This is a genomic window from Pseudonocardia sp. DxW (assembly GCF_058448985.1).
In genome coordinates this window covers 177,508-198,142 of the sequence record NZ_JBZFLK010000004.1, presented here as the reverse complement: position 1 = coordinate 198,142, position 20,635 = coordinate 177,508, and the positions used below count along the sequence as shown (strand labels likewise).

Sequence of the window (20,635 nt, the reverse complement as noted above, 5' to 3'; positions counted from 1 at the left end):
ATTCTGTGGACAACTCCGGAGCGGCGGGGAACGGGCGGCGCCGCGGCACCTCGAACCCCCGGACACGGCGTCGTGACGGCGGGGCGAACGGTCCGCGTCCTGGGGATGGACGCCCCGGCGAAGATCCGGCCGCCGATCACGGCCCGGTCACGGGCGGCGGGGTGCCCGGCGAGCAGGGTGATCTCCTGGCGGGGGAGCGGGCCGGTCTGCGCGGCGCCGATCTCGCCAGGGACGCGCTGCGTGCCGCCCGGGAGGCGACCGCGCGCAGGGCGGACGAGCGGGCCGAGGAGGCCCGGCCGAAGCTGCGGGTGGTGTCCGGGAAGGGCAGGCGCCGGCGCTGGTCCGGCTCCGGGCCGGACGACCGGGACCCGCAGCCGTTCGGCCGGGTGGTGTCCCGGGTGTCGATGGACCGGGGCTGGTCGTCCCGGCTGACCGACGCCACCGTCCTCGGCCGCTGGCCGCAGCTGGTCGGCCCGGACGTCGCCGACCACTGCATCCCGGTGTCGCTGCGCGACGGCGAGCTGACCCTGCAGGCCGAGTCGACCGCGTGGGCCACCCAGCTGCGGACGCTGCAGCGCCAGCTGCTGACCCGGCTGTCCGCGGCGGTCGGCCCGGACGTGGTGCGCCGGATCCGGGTGGTCGGCCCGAGCGGGCCGAGCTGGCGGCACGGGCCGCGGCACGTGCGGGGCCGCGGCCCCCGCGACACCTACGGCTGACCGCGGCCCGCCCGGCCGCCGCCGGAACCGTCACGGGCAGCCACGAACGGTCCGGCCGGGTCGCCGGCCGCCACCGGACGGGGCACCGGCCGGACGCGCCGGTGACCGGGCGTCGGCGCCGGACGGCCGGCGGCGCCGGAAACGTTCCGTGCGTATGACGGCCCCGTGACCGGCACGAGGGTGCGGATCGGGTCAGGAGTCGGACCGACCGGGCCGGGCCGCTCACGTCGCCGGTGAGCGCGAGATGACACGGCCGCGGCACCGTTCGACCCCGGGTCGGCACGGAACATCCCGCAGCGGAAGCCGTTCGCCCGTCTGTGACGGTTCTAGGCGGGTCCTGGCCGCCTTTCTGTCGGTGCCGCCGGGTAGACTTGTGGGGTGTTCCCGGGTGGCTCCCCTGACATGAACAGAGCGCCCGGTCGGTGGAACCGGATCGACGGTCGTCGCGCCCTTGCGGCGTCTGCGGATCGTCGGCGGTTCACGTGGCGAGGAGAACCAGCTACTCGTGGCTCAGGACAAGGCAGCGAAGAACGCCTACGGCGCGTCGTCCATCACGGTCCTCAAGGGGCTGGAGGCGGTCCGCAAGCGGCCCGGCATGTACATCGGCTCCACCGGTGAGCGGGGCCTGCACCACCTGATCTGGGAGGTGGTGGACAACTCGGTCGACGAGGCCATGGCCGGTCACGCCACGAAGGTCGTCGTGACCCTGCAGGCCGACGGCGGCGTCCGGGTGCAGGACGACGGGCGCGGCATCCCGGTCGAGATGCACCCGACCGAGAAGAAGCCGACCCTCGAGGTCGTCCTCACCAGCCTGCACGCCGGCGGCAAGTTCGACGACAAGTCCTACGCGGTGTCCGGCGGTCTGCACGGCGTCGGCGTGTCGGTGGTGAACGCGCTGTCCACCGCCCTCGACGTCGAGGTCCGCAAGGACGGCGTGATCTGGAAGCAGCACTACGACCACGCCCGGCCCGGCGAGCTGATCGAGGCCGGCACCACGAAGAAGTCCGACACCGGCACCACGATCACCTACTGGGCCGATCCGACGATCTTCGAGACGACCAGCTACACGCTGGAGACGATCCGGCGCCGGCTGCAGGAGCAGACGTTCCTCAACAAGGGCCTGACCATGGTCCTGCGCGACGAGCGCCGGCCGGAGAAGGCCGCCGAGCTGCTGCCGTCGAGCGACGGGGTGGACGAGGACGGCAACCCGGCCGAGGTCGTGCCGGTCGTCGACGCCGACGAGGAGCCGGACGCCGAGGGCTACGTCGCGAAGCCCAAGGAGTACGTCTTCCACTACCCGAACGGGCTGGAGGACTTCGTCGCGCACCTGAACAAGTCCAAGGACCCGATCCACCGCAAGATCGTGTCCTACACCGGCGAGGGTCCCGGCCACCAGGTCGAGGTCGCGATGCAGTGGAACTCCGGCTACTCGGAGTCGGTCTACACCTTCGCGAACACGATCAACACGCACGAGGGCGGCACCCACGAGGAGGGCTTCCGGCACGCGCTGACGGCCACCGTGAACCGGTACGCTCGCGACAAGAAGCTGATCAAGGAGAAGGACCCGGCGCTGTCCGGCGACGACATCCGCGAGGGTCTCGCCGCCATCGTCTCGGTGAAGATCTCCGAGCCGCAGTTCGAGGGCCAGACGAAGACCAAGCTGGGCAACACCGAGGTCAAGTCGTTCGTCCAGCGGGTGTCGAACGAGTGGCTCGCGGACTGGTTCGAGCGCAACCCCACCGAGGCGAAGACGATCGTCAACAAGGCGGTCTCCTCGGCGCAGGCCCGGCTCGCCGCGCGGCGGGCCCGGGAGCTGGTCCGCCGCAAGAGCGCCGGCGACATCGGCGGCCTGCCGGGCAAGCTGTCCGACTGCCGCTCGCGCGACCCGGAGAGCTGCGAGCTCTACATCGTCGAGGGCGACTCCGCCGGCGGCTCGGCGAAGGCCGGCCGCGACTCGATGCACCAGGCGATCCTGCCGATCCGCGGCAAGATCATCAACGTCGAGAAGGCGCGGATCGACCGGGTCCTGAAGAACACCGAGGTCCAGTCGATCATCACGGCGATGGGCACCGGCATCCACGACGACTTCGACCTGGCGAAGCTGCGGTACCACAAGCTGGTGCTGATGGCCGACGCCGACGTCGACGGCCAGCACATCCGGACGCTGCTGCTCACGCTGCTGTTCCGGTTCATGCGGCCGCTGATCGAGAACGGCCACGTCTTCCTCGCCGCCCCGCCGCTCTACAAGATCAAGTGGGGTGGCCGCGGGTCGGAGCCGGAGTACGCGTACTCCGATCGCGAGCGCGACGGGCTGATCGAGGCCGGCCGGGCGGCGGGCAAGAAGCTGCCGAAGGACGAGGGCGTCCAGCGGTACAAGGGCCTCGGCGAGATGGACGCCAAGGAGCTGTGGGAGACCACGATGGACCCGTCGAACCGGCTGCTGTACCAGGTGAGCCTGGACGACGCCGCCACCGCGGACGAGCTGTTCTCGGTGCTGATGGGTGAGGACGTCGAGTCCCGCCGGTCGTTCATCACCCGCAACGCCAAGGACGTGCGCTTCCTCGACGTCTGATCGGACATCTGATCCAGACGGACGTATGAACTCACAGGAGACTTCGTGACGGACACGATCGATCCCGCGGCCCCGGCCGCGGGCGGCGGCGAGGGCGGCGGTGGCGGCCGGGTCGAACCGGTCGATATCCAGCAGGAGATGCAGCGCTCCTACATCGACTACGCGATGAGCGTGATCGTCGGGCGGGCGCTGCCGCTGGTGGAGGACGGCCTCAAGCCGGTCCACCGCCGCGTCCTGTACTCGATGGGCGAGAACGGCTTCCGGCCGGAACGGTCGTACGTCAAGTGCGCCCGCGTCGTCGGTGACGTGATGGGCAACTACCACCCGCACGGCGACTCGGCGATCTACGACGCCCTCGTCCGGATGGCCCAGCCCTGGTCGATGCGCTACCCGCTGATCTCCGGGCAGGGGAACTTCGGCTCGCGCGGCAACGACCCGGCGGCCGCCATGCGGTACACCGAGTGCCGGCTCTCGCCGCTGGCGATGGCGATGCTGCAGGACATCGACGAGGAAACCGTCGACTTCCTGGAGAACTACGACGGCAAGACCCAGGAGCCGGTCGTCCTGCCGTCCCGGGTGCCGAACCTGCTGATCAACGGCAGCTCCGGCATCGCGGTCGGAATGGCGACGAACATCCCGCCGCACAACCTGCGCGAGGTCGGGGACGGCGTCGTCTGGGCGCTGGAGAACCCGAACGCCACCGACGACGAGCTGCTCGACGCGCTCATGGAGCGCATCAAGGGCCCCGACTTCCCGACGCACGGCCTGATCGTCGGGCGGGACGGCATCGAGTCGGCCTACCGGACCGGCCGCGGCTCCATCCGGATGCGCGCGGTCGTCGAGGTCGAGGAGGACACCAAGGGACGGACCACGCTGGTGGTCACCGAGCTGCCCTACGTGGTGAACCCGGACAACCTCATCGAGTCGATCGCGACCATGGTGCGCGACGGCAAGATCGCCGGCATCTCCGAGGTCGTCGACGAGTCGTCCGACCGGATCGGCATGCGGATCGTGATCACGCTCAAGCGGGACGCGGTCGCCAAGGTCGTGCTGAACAACCTCTACAAGCACACCCAGCTGCAGCACAGCTTCGGCGTGAACATGCTGTCGATCGTCGACGGCGTGCCGCGCACGCTGCGCCTGGACCAGGTCGTCCGGCACTACGTCCGGCACCAGATCGAGGTCATCGTCCGGCGGACCCGCTACCGGCTGCGCAAGGCCGAGGAGCGGGCCCACATCCTGCGTGGTCTGGTCAAGGCGCTCGACGCGCTCGACGAGGTCATCGCACTGATCCGGGCGTCGGCCACGGTCGACGTCGCCCGGGCCGGCCTGATCGACCTGCTCGACGTCGACGAGATCCAGGCCCAGGCCATCCTCGACATGCAGCTCCGGCGGCTCGCCGCACTGGAGCGGCAGAAAATCATCGACGAGCTGGCCGAGATCGAGCTCGAGATCGCCGACTACCAGGACATCCTGGCCCGCCCGGAGCGTCAGCGGGCGATCGTCCGCGACGAGCTCCTGGAGATCGTCGAGAAGCACGGCGACGACCGCCGCACCCGGATCGTCGGCTACGACGGCGACGTCACCGACGAGGACCTGATCGCGGTCGAGGACGTCGTCGTCACGATCACCCGGACCGGCTATGCCAAGCGCACGAAGACCGACCTCTACCGGGCGCAGAAGCGCGGCGGCAAGGGCGTGCAGGGTGCCGCGCTGAAGCAGGACGACATCGTCGCCCACTTCTTCGTCTGCTCCACGCACGACTGGATGCTGTTCTTCACCAACCGCGGGCGGGTCTACCGGCTCAAGGCCTACGAGCTGCCCGAGGCGAACCGGACGGCCCGCGGCCAGCACCTGGCGAACCTCCTGGCACTGCAGCCGGAGGAGGAGATCGCCCAGGTCATGCAGATCAAGGACTACCGGGCGCGGCCGTATCTCGTCCTCGCGACGCGAAACGGGCTGGTGAAGAAGTCGCGGCTCACCGACTTCGACTCCAACCGGACCGGCGGCCTGATCGGCATCAACCTGCGCGACGACGACGAGCTGGTCGGCGCCGTGCTCTGCTCCTCCGACGACGACCTGCTGCTCGTCTCCGCGGAGGGACAGTCGATCCGGTTCACCGCCACCGACGACGCGCTGCGCCCGATGGGCCGGGCGACGTCCGGCGTGCTGGGCATGCGCTTCAACAGCGGTGACCAGCTGCTCGCGCTCGGCGTGATCCGCCCGGACACCTTCCTGCTGGTCGCCACCACCGGCGGCTACGCGAAGCGCACCCCGATCGAGGACTACCCGGTGCAGGGTCGTGGCGGGAAGGGAGTGTTGACGCTCCAGTACGACCGTCGCCGTGGCACGCTGGTCGGTGCACTCATCGTCGGTATCGACGACGAGCTGTACGCGATCACCTCCACCGGCGGGGTCATCCGGACCTCTGCCCGCGAGGTGCGGAAGGCCGGTCGGCAGACGAAGGGAGTCCGCCTGATGAACCTGGGCGAGAGCTCCACGCTGCTGGCGGTCGCCCGCAACGCGGAGGAGACCGAGGAGGACCCGGGCCAGCAGGCGTAGGCGATCGCGGGTGGCCGGTCGGCGTGACCGGCCACCCGCGCCGTCGACCGGCCGGGGTCGTCTGCAGGACTGCAGCGACGACAAGCGAGGAGAGCTCCAGCTCGTGAGCACCGACGACCGCACCCCGTCGTCGCCGGACGAGGGCCGCACCGTCGCCACCGACGCGGACCAGACCGGCGCCCCGGCTGCCGAACCGGCCCCCGAGGCCGGCGACACGACCCCGGCGGCACCCTCCGCGGACCCGCAGCCCAGCCCGGTCCCGCGGACCGAGCCCGTGGCGGAGGAGCCCGCCGCGGTCGATCCGGCCGGCGCGTCCCCGCCGCCGTGGCGCCGGGTGCCGGACCCGAACGAGCAGCCCCGCGAGGCGGAGCAGCCGACCGTGGCGGACTCGCTGCTGAGCGAGGCACCCACGGCGTTCCTCACCGCGCCGGGCGCCGGCGGCACCGCCACCGCGGTCCGCGAGCCGGAGCAGCGGGAGACCACCGGCACCGAGGCGCCCCGCGCGTCGGTCCGCAACCGCCCGCCGCGTCAGGCGCTGCTGCAGCTCAAGCGGTTCGACCCGTGGTCGGTGCTGAAGATGGCGCTGGCACTGGCGATCGTGCTGTGGCTGGTGTGGATGGTCGCGGCGGGCGTGCTCTACGGCGTGCTCGGCGGGATGGGCGTGTGGGACCGGCTCAACGGCACCTACGCCGATCTCGTCACCGGCCAGGAGGCGACCGGCGGTGCGCTGATCAGCGCCGGCCGGGTGTTCGGGCTGGCGGCCGTCGTCGGTGCGGTGAACAGCCTGCTGTTCGCCGTCGCCATCACGATCGTGGCGTTCGTCTACAACGTCGCCGCCGACCTCGTCGGCGGCGTCGAGGTCACCCTCTCCGAGCGCGACTGAGGGCCTGTTCCGCACGGGATCCGGCGGGTCCGCGGGGAGGACCCCGCCGGTAACCCGCTCGACCCCGTGCGGTACTGTTCCTCCTGTCGCAAGGGCCTATAGCTCAGTTGGTTAGAGCGCATCGCTGATAACGATGAGGTCGCTGGTTCAAATCCAGCTAGGCCCACACCTCCCGCCTCCGAAGTACTCGTGAGGAGACCGTCGATGAAGAAGCTGCTCGTTCTGGCCCTGGTGGCCGGCGCCGCGTACGTCGGCTGGTCCCGCCTCCGGGGCGTCGGGTCCGACGATCTCTGGCACGAGGCCACGACTCGCTGAACCCGTCCACCGGGTACGGTGAGTCGACCCACCCGGGGACGTAGCTCAATTGGCAGAGCACCGCCTTTGCAAGGCGGGGGTTAGGGGTTCGATTCCCCTCGTCTCCACCATCGCTCACCAGTAGATTCGCTGAGGAGCCCGCTCGCGGACCGGCCGAGTGCCGCCAACCGCGTAGCCACAGCCTGTGCCACGGACACCGCGCGAGTCGGCTCGCACTGCCGGGTGCACCTCGTGTGGATCAAGGCGCCGAAGGGAGCGGATCCTCACCGGGCCGATGGCAGGCTCAGCGTCGTGAGCCCCGAGGATCGCGCCGAGCACGTCCGCCACGTCCGCCGGCGACTCGCAGTCCTGCGCAGTGTCGCTCTCGGGCTCGACAACGCACGAGCCGTCACCGACATACTCATGGCGTCCGAGAACCGGACCGCCGCCCTCATGGCGCTCCAGGAACTGCTGGGCGTCGACGACACGGGTGCCCGCGCCATCGTCGAGCTGCAGTGGGCACGGCTCACCAAGGACACCCGCCCGCACGTGGCGCAGGAGATCGAGGAACTCGAAGCCGAGATCCGGGGGTTCGGAGACTGACATGGGCTCCGCCCACACCCGGCACCGCTGAGGAGACCAGGGCAGTGCTGGTCTCCTCACGGCGTGCCGAGAGGGCCACCGGACCGGGGGGAACCCTCTTCCGGAATCGGAGTCCAGGTGAGGGCGTGACCGACTGCGGGTGTGGGCCCGGGGAGAGGCGTTCGCCCACGCGACCGGACGAACGACGCCGAGGCAGCTCTGGGTGGCAGCCGCCTCGGCGCGCACGAGGCACCGATCTCGCCGGCGGCCGGGACCGGATCAGTGGCGGATGCCGATCTTGCGCATCTGGGGCATGACCTCGGCACCGAACTCCTTGAGCTCGGTGGTGTAGTCGTGGAAGCCGAAGATCGCACCACCCATGCCGGCCTCGGACAGCTCGGCGAACTGCTCGGCCACCTGCTCGGGGGTGCCGACGAGGTTCGGGCCGCCCCAGCCGGCGATGAAGCGCTCCTGGTACTTCTCGATCTGGCTCGAGAAGGAGCCGGACTGGATGCCGAGGACGTCCATGACGTTCTTCGCCCCCGCCCAGTCGCCGTTGTCGATGATGGCCTGCTGCGCGGCCTTCGCCTCCTTCTCGGTCTCGCGGCAGACCACCAGGCAGTAGGTCCAGACGTCGATGTCGCGCTCGTACTTGTCGTTGGCGAGACGCTTGATGCCCGTGATGTAGTCGGGCGCTTCCTCGGTCGGAAGCGCGATCAGATTGATGTCGACGTTCTTGGCCGAGAACTCCTGGCCGCGCGGGGAGGCGCCGGCGTTGAGCAGGGCCGGGCGCGGGTCCTGGACCGGCTTGGGGTAGGCGTGCGCGCCGGTGGACTGGAAGAACGTGCCGTTGTGGTCGAAGGCCCCCTTCTCGTTCCAGAGCTCGATGGCGAAGTCGATCCACTCCTGGCCGTACTCGTAGCGCTCGTCGTGTTCAAGCTGCTTGCGGCCGAACAGCTCCATCTCGGGGTTGAACCAGCCCATCACCAGGTTCATCCCGAATCGACCACCGGAGATGTGGTCGACGGTGGTGGCCATCTTCGCGGCGACGATCGGGTGCACGGTCGGCACGTGAGTGGTGGTGAAGATGCCGATCTTCTCGGTGGCCTGGGCGAGACCGGCGGCCCAGGTGTAGGTCTCGAAGCAGACACCGTTGAAGTTGGTCTCGCCGCCGAAGCCCGTCCAGCGACCGACCGGGACCATCGCCTCCATACCGAGCCGGTCGGCGGTGCGGGCGATCTCGAGCTGCTGTTCCCAGGTGACCCGGAAGCCGGTCGGCTCGTGACTCATCACGACACCGCCGCTGCAGTTCGCGGCGAAGATGCCGAGCTTGAGCTTCTGGTCGCTGAAGACCGGGTTCTCGTTGACCGGCTTGTCGTGGCCGAGCAGGCCGTCCGTCTCGTGCATGGGGTAGGTCACAGCAGTCCTCCATCATCGGTGATCAGGGATTGCGCGCCGGCAGTACGTCGCGCACCGGCGGATCGCTGTGAGCAGGAACGTAAGGATCAGCGAGGACGCCCGACTATCCGCGCACCGACCTGGGCTGTCCGGCAAACGACCGGATGCGGTGTTCGCACCCGGGCGCCGCGCCGCACAACCCGCGAGGGGTCGCTCCGCGGATAGCAGCACCCGGGATCACCTCCTAGCGTCGACGGGGTCGGAGATGTCACGGACGACGCCCGGGGTGGGAGATGAGCACGCCGAACGAGCCGCTGGCTCGATGCCCCGCCATGCGTACGGCGGATCCCGACGAGGCGCAGCAGGTGGTCTCCCGGGTGTACGTGCCACACCGCCTGCGGGCCTCCGACGTCCTCGACGCCCGGCTGAACCTGGCCGGGTCCACGCGACTGACCTTCGGCTACCTCTCCTACGGCACTGCGATCGAGTTGTCGGTGCCGCCGATGGTCGAGTGCTACCACCTCAACCTGACGGTGCGTGGCCGGACCGCCGTCCACCAGGGTGCGACGGCCACGATCACGAACGCCGGCCGGTCCGGGGTGTTGCTCTCGCCCTTCGAGGAGTCCCGGCTGCGGTGGTCGGCGGATGCCGCGCAGTTCGCGGTCAGGATCCCGGTTCGGTCCCTGTGGGCGCAGCTGTCGAGCTTGCTGCAGGAAACGGTGGCGGCACCGCGCTTCGACCTGCGCGTCGACCTGGACAGCGACGCCGGCCGAGGTCTGCTCGGGGCGGCGACGTTCCTGGCCGACCAGCTCGACGGGGGTGGCGCCGCCGATCTGGTGCACGAGCAGCTGGAGTCCTACCTGCTCACGCAGCTGTTGCTGGGGAGCGAGCACAACTACTCGGGGCGGCTGCACCACAGCGGTGCCCCGGATCGCCTCGCGGTGAGCGAGGCCGTGGACTACATCGAGGCATATCCGGAGCGGACGCTGGGGATCGCCGAGCTCGCGGCCGTGACGGGTGTGGGTGCGGCCGCGCTGCAGGCGGCGTTCACCGCCGAGCTGGGGGTTCGGGCGGAGACCTATGTCCGCGAGGTCCGGCTCGCCCGGGCCCATGCGCAGCTTCGCGAGCCCGGACCCGGGGACTCGGTGGCGGCGGTCGGGCGACGCTGGGGCTTCAGCAGCACGAGCCGATTCTGCACGGAGTACCGGGAGCGCTACGGGTGCAGCCCGGCCCGCCGTCCGCCGGTGTCGTGCCGCGGACATCGTGCGGTCGGGAACGGATAGTTCGAGGATCGAGGCCCTCCTAGCGTCGCCACGAGCACGGCACGCACTGTCGAGGAGGACGGACCGATGGCTGATCTCGAGCGGTTCAAGTTGGTGATCGGCGGCAAGCCGGTCGACGCCCTGTCCGGGGCCACGTTCGAGTCGCTGAACCCCTACGGCGGACAGCCGTGGGCAGTGCTCGCCGACGCCGGCCCGGAGGACGTCGACGCGGCGGTGGCCGCGGCCCGGGCGGCGCTCGACGGCGAGTGGGGCAGCGCGACCGGGTTCGTCCGCGCCCGGCTGCTGCGCCGGGTCGGCGACCTGATCGCCGAGAACGCCGAGCGGCTGGCGACGCTGGAGGTCAACGACTCCGGCAAGCTCTACCGGGAGATGATCGGCCAGATGGCCGGGCTGAACTCCTGGTTCGACTACTACGCCGGACTTGCGGACAAGGTCGAGGGACGCCAGATCCCGTCCCCGAACCCGAACTACCTGGTCTACACGCGCAAGGAGCCGATCGGGGTGGTCGCCGCGATCACCCCGTGGAACTCCCCGCTGCTGCTGCTGACCTGGAAGCTCGCGCCCGCGCTCGCCGCCGGCTGCACGATGGTCGTCAAGCCCTCCGAGCACGCGTCCGCCTCGACCGTCGCGCTGGTGGAGCTGTTCGACCAGGCCGGGTTCCCGCCCGGTGTGGTCAATGTCGTCACCAGCCGGGCCCCGCAGGTCGGAGCCGCCCTCGCCGGTCACCCGGGGGTGGACAAGGTGGCGTTCACCGGCGCCACCTCGACCGGGCGGCACGTCGCCCGCGCCGCCGCGGAGAACCTCAACCCGGTCACCCTCGAGCTGGGCGGGAAGTCCCCGCAGATCGTCTTCCCCGACGCCGACCTGGCTGCTGCGGCCAACGGGGTCATCTCGGGCATCTTCGCCGCGACCGGGCAGACCTGCATGGCCGGCTCGCGGCTGATCGTGCACGAGTCGGTGCACGACGTGCTGGTGCGCCTGGTCGCCGAGCGTGCGGCGGCGATCAGGCTCGGCGACCCGATGGACCCCGACACCGAGATGGGCCCGGTCGCGAACGCCCCGCAGTACGCCAAGGTGCTGCAGTACCTCGAGACAGCCCGGAACGAGGGTGCCACGGTCGCCTACGGGGGCGCCGCCGACGACGGCCTGGGCGGGCTGTTCGTCAAGCCGACCGTGCTCACCGGTGTCGGCCCGGAGTCGACGATCGTGCGCGAGGAGGTGTTCGGGCCGGTGCTGTCGGCCTACACCTTCCGCGAGGAGGACGAGGCACTCGAACTGGCCAACGACACCCCGTTCGGTCTCGCCGGCGCCGTCTGGACCAAGGATGTGCACCGCGCCCACCGGATCGCGGCCAAGGTCCGTGCCGGCACGGTGTGGATCAACGCATACCGGGTCGTGGCTCCGAGTGTCCCCTTCGGTGGTTACGGGCTGTCGGGGATCGGCCGGGAGAACGGCGTCGAGGCCGTCGAGGCCTACACCGAGAACAAGTCGGTCTGGGTCGAGCTCACCGGCGGTACCCGCGATCCCTTCACCCTCGGCTGAGCTGACGCCCGCACCGAGCGGGAGCAGCGCCCGATCCTGCCCGCGGCCGCCGTGGCCGCGGGCAGACCGCCGTCGTCGAGCGGCACCCGACCGGGCACCGTCCGGCGAGACCCGGTCCGTGGTGACGCCGTTGCAGCCGATGTCGCTCTCCGGACAGTGCTGTCGCGGAGCAGATGGTGACGCCGGGCACAGTCGGCTAGCGTCAGCCTCCTGAACAGCAGCGATGCCGCTGTGACGGGCAGAATCGACCATGACGGTCGTGACCCGCGGAGGCTGGACATGACAGGTGAGGGCACCGGCGCCGAGCTGGATGCACGGCCGTTCCTCGTGACGCGCGATCTCGAGGAAGCACAGCACTTCATCACCGACGTCTACATCCCGCACAACCTGCAGACCCGCGACGGCCGAGCCCTCGACTTCAAGCTGCGCTATCTCGCCTCCGAGCGGCTGACCGTCGGTCACCTCGTCTACGGCGCGGACGCCGAGCTCCTCGTTCCGCCGATGCTGGACTGCTACCACATGAACCTGACGCTCAGCGGGCAGACGATGGTGTCGCAGAACGGGCGCTGGGCCGCGACCCGGGCCAAACAGAGCGGGGTGTTCTTCCGGCCCGACGACCCGTTCACCGTGCGGTGGAGCCCGGAGGCCGTCCAGTACGCCGTCAAACTGCCGCGACGCCCGCTCGAGGCGCACCTGTCGAAGCTCGTCAACCGGCCCGTCGAACGCCCGATCGCGTTCGACCTGGGCTTCGACCTCGCCTCACCCACCGGGCAGTCACTGCTGGCCGCGGTCGACTACCTGCGCCGCGAGCTGTCCCGACCGGGCGGCATCTCCGAGATGCCGCTGGCCCGGGACCAGCTGGAGTCGCTCGTGCTCACCCAGCTGCTGCTGACCGTCCCGAACGCCTTCACCGAGCTGCTCACCGCCCCCTGCCGGCCCGCGCAGCGTGGGAAGGTGCAGCGGGCGATCGAGATGATCGAGGCCAACCCGCGGGCCGAGCTGTCACTCGGTGACCTGGCCGCCGCCGCCGGGGTCACCGCCCGGCAGCTGCAGCGCGGCTTCAAGGAGACCGTCGGCGTGTCCCCGATGGCCTACCTCCGCGCCGTCCGCCTCGACCGGGTGCACGCCGAGCTGCAAGAGGGAACGGGCGTCGTCTCGGTGACCGACGTGGCGATGCGCTGGGGCTTCTTCCACCTCAGCCGCTTCGCGCAGCAGTACCGTCAGCGGTTCGGCCGGCTGCCGTCCGAGACGGTGCGCCAGGTCCCGCGAGGCTAGCCGTCAGCGTCGGTGATCGGTGCCGATCCCGTCGCTACCGTTGCGCGGTGAGCCGCAGCTTCTCCGTCGTCTGTGAGATCGAGCCCCCCACCAGGCCGGACCTGACGCGCGCCCGGCACCAGATCGGCATGCTCGCCCCGGTCGTCGACGACTTCCTGATCCCGGACAAGCACATCGGCCGGGCGACGGTGTCGAGCATCGCCGTCGCGAACGAGGTGTACGCGATGGGACGTCGGAGCATCGCCTGCCTCAACTCCCGGGACCGCAACCTGCTCGGCCTCCGGCGCGACCTGCTCACGGCGGCCGCGTACGGGGTCGACCGCTTCCTGTTCGTCGCCGGCGACAAGCCGACGGCCGGTGACCGGGCCGGCGGGCTCACCGTGCGGACGATGATCGAGGAGGCCCGGGCCATCACCGGGCGGCCGGAGTTCGCCGGGGTGCAGCCGTTCGGGATCGGCGTCACGTCGGGCAGCCGCCGCCGGCTCGCCCCGTGGAAGCGGGCGGCGGACTTCGTGTTCCTGCAGGTCGGCTTCTCGGTGGACGAGGTCGTGCGGTGGCGCGAGGAGAACCCGACCGACCAGCCCGTCCACGCCGGCGTCATGGTGCTGGCGAGCGCCGGGATGGCGGCCCGGCTGCGGGCGAGCGTCCCGGACATCGAGATCCCGGATGCGCTGGTCGACCGGGTCGCCGCCGATCCCGATGCCGGGGTGGCCGCCGCGTGCGAGCAGGTCGTCGCGCTGTGGGACAGCGGGGCCTGCGACGGCGTGCACTTCGTCCCCGTCAGCCGCTACCGGCAGGAGGCGATCGAACTGGAGCGCCTGCTCCGGAAGCCGCCGGACGACGACCGCCCGGCGTAGCGCAGCACCACTTCTGACGTCTCGTCGAGCAGACCCGGATCGACGTCGGCCGCATCGGGTACGGCTGCTCCCCGGAGCAGGACGCGGAGATCAACGCCGGGGAGGCCGCCGCGCAGGACGAGTACTGGGCGCGGTGCGCGGACACCCCGCCCGGCGTGGACGGCTGCTAGACCGGGCTCGGGTCGGTCGTGATCGTCTGCCGGCGTTCGACCGTCGATCGCTGGGGTATCAGCTCCCGCCGGCAGCGGGACCCGGGCGCCCCCCGGTCGTGGCGTACCGGGCGGCGGTGGTGCGGACGGCCTCGTCGACCACCTCGGCGGCGCGTTCGGCGCTCACCTCCCAGCCGGGCACCAGCAGTGTGGGCCAGAAGACGTAGTTGGAGATCATCCCGAGGAACTGGGTGGCGGCGAGGTCGACGTCGTCGATCCGCACCGTTCCCTGCTCGTGCTCGGCCACGAGGTAGCTGCGCAGGGCCTCGAAGTAGGGCATCTTGCCGTGCGCGAACTGCGCATGGGCCAGCTCGGGGAACCGCGGGAGCTCGGCGATGACGATCCGGAACAGGTCGGTCATCCGGGGGCGGCCCAGCAGCTCGGCGTAGCGCCGGCCGAGGGTGCCGAGCCCTTCGACGATGTCGCCCGCGGGCGGCGGATCGGCCTCGTCGGCGGACGACCACGACTCGGTCACGATGGCGTCGAACAGGGCGGCCTTGCTCGGGAACTGCTTGAACAGGGTGGCCCGGGACACGCCCGAGGACTCCGCGATCCGCGCCAGCGACGTCCGGTCGTAGCCCTGCTCCAGGAACAGCGCGGTCGCGGCCGCCACGATCAGCGCGCGCTTCTCCCGGGCGACGCGCTGGTGGTACGTCGTCACGTCACCGCTCATGGGCCGAGCATACGAGGTGAGTGGCTTGACTCGCCATCGTTGCCGACCTAGTGTCCGAGGGGATGGTGAGTCGATCGGCTCACCACCGGTCGTCGCCCACCGTCGGCGATCCACCCACCTCCCGGAGGACACATCCGATGCCCCGCTTCGACAACCAGACCGTGCTCGTCACCGGTGGCACCGGCGGCCAGGGAACGAGCCACGTGCGCGCCTTCCACGCGGAGGGGGCGAACGTGGTGATCGGCGGCCTGGACGCCGAACGCGGCGCCGCGCTCGCCGACGAGCTCGGGCCCCGCGCGCACTTCGTCCACCTCGACGTCACCGAGGAGAGCTCGTGGGCCGCCGCCGTGCCGGCCGCCGAGCGTGCCTTCGGTTCGCTGGACGTGCTGGTCAACAACGCGGGTGTGCAGAACCCGCCGGCCCCGATCGAGCACACCGACCGGGCCACCTGGTCGCGCATCCTCGACGTCAACCTCACCGGGACCTTCCTCGGGATCAGGGCCGCGATCCCGGCGCTGCGCCGCGCGGGCGGGGGCAGCATCGTCAACATCGCCTCAATCATGGCCATGGGCGGCACGGCGCACTACGCGCCCTACGTCGCCGGCAAGTGGGCCGTGCGCGGCCTGACCCGGACGGCGGCGCTCGAACTCGGCCGCGACCGGATCCGGGTGAACACCATCCATCCCGGCGTGATCGCGACCCCGTTCATCCACGAACCGGCGGCCGGCGCCACCGCGGCGATCGCCGACTTCTACTCGCCCGAGCCGTTCGCCGTCCCCCGGCTCGGGGAACCGACCGACGTCACCCGGCTCCTGCTGTTCCTCACCTCGTCGGAGGCGTCGTTCATCACCGGATCGGAGTACGTCGTCGACGGTGGGCTGCTGCTCGGCCCGGCCCTCCCGGCCGAGGCCGCATGAGCACCCCGGACCCGTCCGGCACGGCGCACCTGCCCGACCACATCCGGCGCGCCGTCGAGATCACCCCGACCGCGGGCACCCGCGAACGGATCATCGACATCACCACGCGGGGGCGCCGCACCGGGCGGCCACGCCGCATCGAGATCTTCTTCTACCGTGCCGCCGGCGCCGTCTACCTGTGCAGCGGCGCCGGCGGCGGTGCGACCGGCTGGCACGCGAACCTGCTCGCCGATCCCGAGTTCACCTTCCACCTCAGGAACGGGATCCGTGCCGATCTGCCCGCCCGGGCCACGCCGGTCACCGACCCGGCCGAACGCCGGGCCGTGCTGGCCGAGATCGTCGCGGATCTCAACCAGCCGCACGATCCCGGCACCATCCGGCCGACCCGGCCGGAGGACTGGGCGGAGAGCCGGCTGATGCGCGTCGAGTTCCGGCACCGGCCGTGATCGCGGATCCGCCCGCCCGCGCTCAGACGACGGCGAGCGGATCCAGCATCGCCCCGGTCGCCCCGGCGATCTTGAGCGGCAGCGCGACGAACAGGAACTCGTGCACCCCGGCGGCGGCGAGCTCCTCCAGATCGAGGCTCTCCAGGATGTAGATCCCGCCTTCGACGAGCAGCCGGGTGTGCACCGGCTGCGGATTGGACGGCACGGCGGGATCCGGTGCGGGCTGCATCTCGAAGGTCTCGGTGTCGCTGCCCACCGCGATCACGCCGCGCTCGGCGAGCAGCTCGGCCGCCGACAGGTCGGGGCCGGGGGACACGTGCCGGGCCATCCGTTCGGCGTCCGGCCACAGGCCCATGTAGCCGGTGCGGAACAGCACGACGTCCCACCGGCCGATCGCGGTCCCCTGCGCCGCGGCGATCGCCTGCACCTCGGCGGCGTCGACCTGGGAGCCCGCCGGGAGGCAGTCCACCCCGCGGTGCCCGGCGACGTCGAGCAGCACGCCGCGGGTGAACAGCGGCGGGATGGTCGCCGCGTCGCCGACGGTGGGGCCGAAGTCGCCGAGGTGCTCGGCGGCGTTGGCGCCGCCGAACCAGTGGTCGTCGTCGCCGACGGTGATGTGCGCGAGCGCGTCGATGTGCGCGCCGGAGTGCACGGTCGAGGTGATCACCTCGGTCATGCAGGCGAGGCCGACCTCGTTCGGCGTGTGCGGCCACAGGTCGTCCCCGGCGACCCGCAGGCCGCGCGGGGTCCGGTAGGACTGCACCTGGAACGGCGGGTGGCCGGGGAACAGCGGCATCCCCGGGAACCGGGTGGCCGCCAGTACTGCCGGCCGGTGCGCACCAGCCCGGCGGCGGCCACCCGCTGCGCGGCGGGGACCTCGCCCGCCGGACCGGCGTGTCCGGTCACCGGGCCTCCCGGGCGGCCGCCACCGCCGCGACGACGCGTTCCGGTGTCATGGGCAGCTCGTCGATCCACACGCCGAGCGGCTTGAGCGCGTCGCCGATCGCGCTGGCGATCGCCGTCGGGGCGACCAGCCGGCCGCCCTCGCCGGCCCCCTTGACGCCGTACTCGGTGAACGGCGAGGGCGTCTCGCGGTGCTCCAGCACGATCTCGGGCGCCTCGTGCACGCTGGGCAGCAGGTACTCGCGGAAGGTGGGCGTGCCGAGCGTGCCGTCCGCGCCGTAGCTGTACCCCTCCATCAGCGCGGCGCCGATGCCCTGCACGATGCCGCCGACCACCTGGCCCTCGACCAGCGCCGGGTTCATCAGGGTGCCGCAGTCGTTGACCGCGTAGTACTTCAGCACCGTCACGACGCCGGTCTCCGGGTCCACCTCGACGATCGGGATGTGGCAGGCGTGCGACACCATCGGGTAGAAGGCGCCCATGTCCGTGCGGTCCGCGGCCGGCGGGGTGGAGTACGGGTGGTCGTAGGTGAAGGTCTCGACCAGCCCGCTCTTCTCCTCCTCGGGGTTGTCGTGCTTGAACAGGTGGGCGCGCATCGCGACGTCGGACATCGACATCGACGTGTGCGGCGCCCCCTTGGCGCGGAAGGTGCCGTCCACGCACTCGACGTCCTCGGGCGCCATCTCCATCGCGTTCGCGGCGATCCGGATCATCTTGGCGCGGATCGAGCGGGAGGCGCCGCGGGTCGCGCCGGACAGCATGATCGTCAACCGGCTGCCGCCCGGGCCCGCGGACAGCGCGCCGGTGTGGTCGAGTCCGCGTACCCGACCGAGACGTCCGCCGGGTCGATGCCGAACTCCTCGGCGACGACCTGGCTGACGACCGTCTCCGGGCTGTTGCCCCAGAGCGGGCAGCCGAGCTCGACCCGGACGCCGCCGGTGGCGTCGACGTTGAGCTTGATGCTCTCCGGGGTGCTGGTGGCGCCCAGCGGGGGATTGTCGTAGAGGAACCACCACTCGCTGGCGTTGTAGCCGGTGCGCTCCTGGCAGCTGGTCAGCCCGATCCCGAGGTAGCGGCCCTCGGCCCGCAGCCGTTCCTTCTCCTCCTCCCAGTACCCGAGATCGGCGATCTCCAGCGCGCGGTCCAGGACGGACTCGTAGTCGCCGCTGTCGTAGACGTTGCCGGTGGGGACCTTGTAGGGGAACTCGTCGGGCCGGATGAAGTTGCGCCGCCGCAGCTCGGCCCGGTCGATGCCGAGCTCGTCGGCGGCGGGGTCGACCAGGCGTTCCAGGATGAAGTTGCCCGGATCGGCGCCCGCGCCGCGGAAGAAGCCCTGCTGCACCTTGTTGGTGAGCACGCAGGAGACGTCGTAGCGCAGGCTGCCGATCCGGTACGGCCCGGTCGGCTGGGCCATCGCGTTGCCGTGCTGGCCGTGCGCGAACTGGAAGTAGGCGCCGTAGTCGTCGATGATCTTCAGGGTGAGCCCGGGAACTCGCCGTCGGCGGAGCGGCGAGCTCGGCGTCGTAGATCCGGTCGCAGCCGACGTTGTCGTTGGCCGAGATGTTGTCGATCCGGTCCTCGATGAACTTGACCGGACGGCCGGCGGCCCTGCTCAGCGCGCCGGCGATCGCGATCACCTTGTTGATCAGGTGCTTGCTGCCGAAGCTGCCGCCGGCCGCGCACGGGATCATCCGGAGCCGGTTGTTGGGCACGCCGAGCATCCCGGCGAACGACCACGGCAGGAAGTTGTGGGGGTTCGTGTTGGACCAGCCGGTCATGTCCTCCGCGTACGGGTCGTACGAGCAGATCGCGCCGGCGGTCTCGATCGGCTGGGCGCCCATCGGGTTGACGTGGGCGAGCGCCTCCGCCCCGGTCAGCACGGCGACCACGCCGGGCGGCGCCCGCGCCGCGCTGGTGTCGATCGAGACGATCCGGGCGTGCGCGTGCGGGCTGCGGAGCACCGCGGCGTCCAGCATCCTGGGGACGGTGACGTCGCCGATGTAGCCGCCGCGCCCGGCGAGCAGCCGCGGGTCCTCCTTGCGGGGCACGCTCCGGCCGACCCAGCGGTAGCCGGTCCGGTCCGGGGCGGCGGTGTCCGGTGTGTGCTCGGCGATGCTCATGCGTCCGCTCCGGTGGTGGCGTTCGGGTTCTCGGCGGCGACGAGCCGGCCTGCCGCGCACACCGGTCGGACGATGTTCTGGTAGCCGGTGCAGCGGCACAGGTTCCCGGAGATCGACTCGGGCACGTCGGCGGGTTCGGGCAGCGGTGTCCGGTCGAGCAGTTCGCAGGCCGACATCAGCATCCCGGAGGTGCAGAAGCCGCACTGCAGGCCGTGGTTCTCGACGAACGCCCGCTGGATGGGGTGCAGCGTGCCGTCCGGCGCGGCCAGCGACTCCACGGTGCGGATCGAGGCGCCGTCCAGCTGCGCGGCGAACAGCAGGCAGGACCCGGTGGTCCGGCCGTCGAGCAGCACCGTGCACGCGCCGCAGACCCCCTGCTCGCACCCGGCGTGGGTGCCGGTCAGGGCGAGCTCGTCCGCAGGAAGTCGACCAGCAGCGTGCGCGGTTCGACGAGGGTGTCGTGCGCGACGTCGTTCACGACGAGACGGATGCGGACCTTATCGGGCATCGGGGTCTCCTGGCCGGCTCGGGTGACGGCGGTCTGCAGGGATCGCCGGGTCAGCACGCCGGCGAGATGGCGGCGGAACGACGCGGAGCCGTGGCAGTCGCCGATCGGCTCGACCGCCGCCGCCGCCAGCGCGGCGGCCTCGGCGATCCGGTCGGTCCCGGGGACGGCGCCGAGCAGCGACGCCTCGGCGTCGCGGGCCCGCACCGGGCGCCGGTCCACCGCGCACAGGGCGATCCGGGCGGTCTCGACGACGCCGTCCGGGGTGAGCGTGAGGACCGAGCCGACGCCGCACATCGGCAGGTCACCGTGCCGCCGGGAGACCTCGACGAAGGCCGAGCCGGTCCGCTCCGGCCGGGTGCCGGGGATGCGGACCGCCACCGCCAGCTCGTCGTCGGCGAGGCTGGTGCGGAACGGCCCGACGAAGAAGTCGTCGGCGTCGACGAGCCGTTCCCCCGAGCTGCTCCGCACGACGACCTGCCCGTCGAGGGCGAGCAGCGCGGCCGGCAGCTCGGCCGAGGGATCGGCGAAGGCGACGCTGCCGACCACGGTTCCGCGCTGCCGTACCGAGACGTGCGCGACGTGCCCGCCCGCCTCGCTGAACAGCGGGACACCCGCGGCGATCCGCGGATCGATCTCGCAGGAACGTTGCCGGACGATTGCTCCGACGGTGATCACCCCGTCGGTGACCGAGATCGTTCCGAGCATCGGGGATGCGGTTGATGTCGATGATCACCGACGGGGTGGAGAGGCGGGTGTTCATCAGCCGGACCAGGCTCTGGCCGCCGGCGAGCACCCGGGCCTCGGGCCCGTGCTCGGCGAGCCGGGCGACTGCTTCCTCGACGCTGCTGGGCGCCAGGTAGGCGAACGCGGCAGGTTTCAACTCCACACCTCCATG

At 71.3% G+C, this 20,635-nt stretch carries 17 protein-coding genes, 2 tRNA genes and 2 pseudogenes; 14 read left to right on the top strand and 7 right to left on the bottom strand.

Annotated elements, in window-relative coordinates:
* Positions 1 to 161: 161 nt before the first annotated feature.
* The 8 genes from ACVJO7_RS08215 to ACVJO7_RS08180 all read left to right on the top strand — a co-directional run bounded on the left by ACVJO7_RS08215 (position 162) and on the right by ACVJO7_RS08180 (position 7,630).
* Positions 162 to 716: a DciA family protein gene (locus ACVJO7_RS08215; protein ID WP_344023869.1), complete on the top strand. Its 555-nt coding sequence runs from the start codon at positions 162 to 164 to the stop codon at positions 714 to 716.
* A 505-nt stretch (positions 717 to 1,221) separates the two neighbouring features.
* Complete coding sequence (gene gyrB, locus ACVJO7_RS08210) at positions 1,222 to 3,288, top strand: DNA topoisomerase (ATP-hydrolyzing) subunit B (RefSeq protein ID WP_491672359.1); 2,067 nt, start codon at positions 1,222 to 1,224, stop codon at positions 3,286 to 3,288.
* A 45-nt stretch (positions 3,289 to 3,333) separates the two neighbouring features.
* Positions 3,334 to 5,850 (top strand): DNA gyrase subunit A, encoded by a 2,517-nt coding sequence (gene gyrA, locus ACVJO7_RS08205; protein WP_491672358.1) that lies wholly within the window; start codon positions 3,334 to 3,336, stop codon positions 5,848 to 5,850.
* A gap of 103 nt (positions 5,851 to 5,953) precedes the next feature.
* Positions 5,954 to 6,733: a DUF3566 domain-containing protein gene (locus ACVJO7_RS08200; RefSeq protein WP_491672357.1), complete on the top strand. Its 780-nt coding sequence runs from the start codon at positions 5,954 to 5,956 to the stop codon at positions 6,731 to 6,733.
* A gap of 92 nt (positions 6,734 to 6,825) precedes the next feature.
* Positions 6,826 to 6,899: transfer RNA gene (locus tag ACVJO7_RS08195), tRNA-Ile, on the top strand.
* A 38-nt stretch (positions 6,900 to 6,937) separates the two neighbouring features.
* Positions 6,938 to 7,048 (top strand): DLW-39 family protein, encoded by a 111-nt coding sequence (locus tag ACVJO7_RS08190; RefSeq protein WP_211286625.1) that lies wholly within the window; start codon positions 6,938 to 6,940, stop codon positions 7,046 to 7,048.
* A gap of 34 nt (positions 7,049 to 7,082) precedes the next feature.
* Positions 7,083 to 7,158, top strand: a tRNA-Ala gene (locus ACVJO7_RS08185).
* A gap of 181 nt (positions 7,159 to 7,339) precedes the next feature.
* Positions 7,340 to 7,630, top strand: coding sequence for a hypothetical protein (locus ACVJO7_RS08180; RefSeq protein WP_491672356.1), 291 nt, complete (start codon positions 7,340 to 7,342; stop codon positions 7,628 to 7,630).
* 258 nt (positions 7,631 to 7,888) lie between these two features.
* On the opposite strand, the gene ACVJO7_RS08175 is transcribed toward ACVJO7_RS08180, so the two are convergent.
* Positions 7,889 to 9,028, bottom strand: a complete 1,140-nt coding sequence (locus ACVJO7_RS08175) for an LLM class flavin-dependent oxidoreductase (RefSeq protein WP_491672355.1) — start codon at positions 9,026 to 9,028, stop codon at positions 7,889 to 7,891.
* Positions 9,029 to 9,300: 272 nt separating this feature from the next.
* Between ACVJO7_RS08175 and ACVJO7_RS08170 the strand changes: the two genes are divergently transcribed.
* The 4 genes from ACVJO7_RS08170 (at position 9,301) to ACVJO7_RS08155 (ending at position 13,964) form a co-directional block, all read left to right on the top strand.
* Entirely contained in the window at positions 9,301 to 10,290 is a 990-nt protein-coding gene (locus tag ACVJO7_RS08170) for an AraC family transcriptional regulator (RefSeq protein ID WP_491672354.1), read from the top strand.
* A 66-nt stretch (positions 10,291 to 10,356) separates the two neighbouring features.
* Positions 10,357 to 11,832, top strand: a complete 1,476-nt coding sequence (locus ACVJO7_RS08165; RefSeq protein WP_491672353.1) for an aldehyde dehydrogenase — start codon at positions 10,357 to 10,359, stop codon at positions 11,830 to 11,832.
* 279 nt (positions 11,833 to 12,111) lie between these two features.
* Positions 12,112 to 13,107, top strand: coding sequence for an AraC family transcriptional regulator (locus tag ACVJO7_RS08160; RefSeq protein WP_491672352.1), 996 nt, complete (start codon positions 12,112 to 12,114; stop codon positions 13,105 to 13,107).
* A gap of 47 nt (positions 13,108 to 13,154) precedes the next feature.
* Positions 13,155 to 13,964 carry a methylenetetrahydrofolate reductase gene (locus ACVJO7_RS08155; RefSeq protein WP_491672351.1) on the top strand — a complete coding sequence of 270 codons (810 nt, stop codon included), beginning with the start codon at positions 13,155 to 13,157 and terminating at the stop codon, positions 13,962 to 13,964.
* A gap of 228 nt (positions 13,965 to 14,192) precedes the next feature.
* On the opposite strand, the gene ACVJO7_RS08150 is transcribed toward ACVJO7_RS08155, so the two are convergent.
* On the bottom strand, positions 14,193 to 14,846 hold the full coding sequence (locus ACVJO7_RS08150; RefSeq protein WP_491672350.1) for a TetR/AcrR family transcriptional regulator: 654 nt from the start codon (positions 14,844 to 14,846) through the stop codon (positions 14,193 to 14,195).
* A 137-nt stretch (positions 14,847 to 14,983) separates the two neighbouring features.
* Between ACVJO7_RS08150 and ACVJO7_RS08145 the strand changes: the two genes are divergently transcribed.
* Together ACVJO7_RS08145 and ACVJO7_RS08140 are read left to right on the top strand one after the other, a co-directional pair.
* Positions 14,984 to 15,763, top strand: coding sequence for a glucose 1-dehydrogenase (locus ACVJO7_RS08145; protein WP_344023923.1), 780 nt, complete (start codon positions 14,984 to 14,986; stop codon positions 15,761 to 15,763).
* Entirely contained in the window at positions 15,760 to 16,209 is a 450-nt protein-coding gene (locus ACVJO7_RS08140; protein WP_491672349.1) for a nitroreductase/quinone reductase family protein, read from the top strand. The genes ACVJO7_RS08145 and ACVJO7_RS08140 overlap by 4 nt, the downstream gene beginning before the upstream one ends.
* A gap of 22 nt (positions 16,210 to 16,231) precedes the next feature.
* Here the strand turns inward: ACVJO7_RS08140 and ACVJO7_RS08135 are convergent, their stop codons facing one another.
* From ACVJO7_RS08135 to ACVJO7_RS08115, 5 genes and pseudogenes are all read right to left on the bottom strand, one after another.
* Positions 16,232 to 17,005 (bottom strand): cyclase family protein, encoded by a 774-nt coding sequence (locus ACVJO7_RS08135; RefSeq protein ID WP_491672348.1) that lies wholly within the window; start codon positions 17,003 to 17,005, stop codon positions 16,232 to 16,234.
* Positions 17,006 to 17,111: 106 nt separating this feature from the next.
* Positions 17,112 to 19,232 (bottom strand): annotated as a pseudogene (locus ACVJO7_RS08130) (xanthine dehydrogenase family protein molybdopterin-binding subunit).
* Positions 19,229 to 19,585 carry a (2Fe-2S)-binding protein gene (locus ACVJO7_RS08125; protein ID WP_491672347.1) on the bottom strand — a complete coding sequence of 119 codons (357 nt, stop codon included), beginning with the start codon at positions 19,583 to 19,585 and terminating at the stop codon, positions 19,229 to 19,231. Before ACVJO7_RS08125 ends, ACVJO7_RS08130 begins: the two are co-directional and overlap by 4 nt.
* Before the next feature lie 47 nt (positions 19,586 to 19,632).
* Positions 19,633 to 20,445 (bottom strand): FAD binding domain-containing protein, encoded by an 813-nt coding sequence (locus ACVJO7_RS08120; RefSeq protein ID WP_491672346.1) that lies wholly within the window; start codon positions 20,443 to 20,445, stop codon positions 19,633 to 19,635.
* Between the two features lie 58 nt (positions 20,446 to 20,503).
* Positions 20,504 to 20,626: pseudogene (locus ACVJO7_RS08115) on the bottom strand (FAD binding domain-containing protein); the annotation flags it as partial.
* Between the last annotated feature and the right edge of the window lie 9 nt (positions 20,627 to 20,635).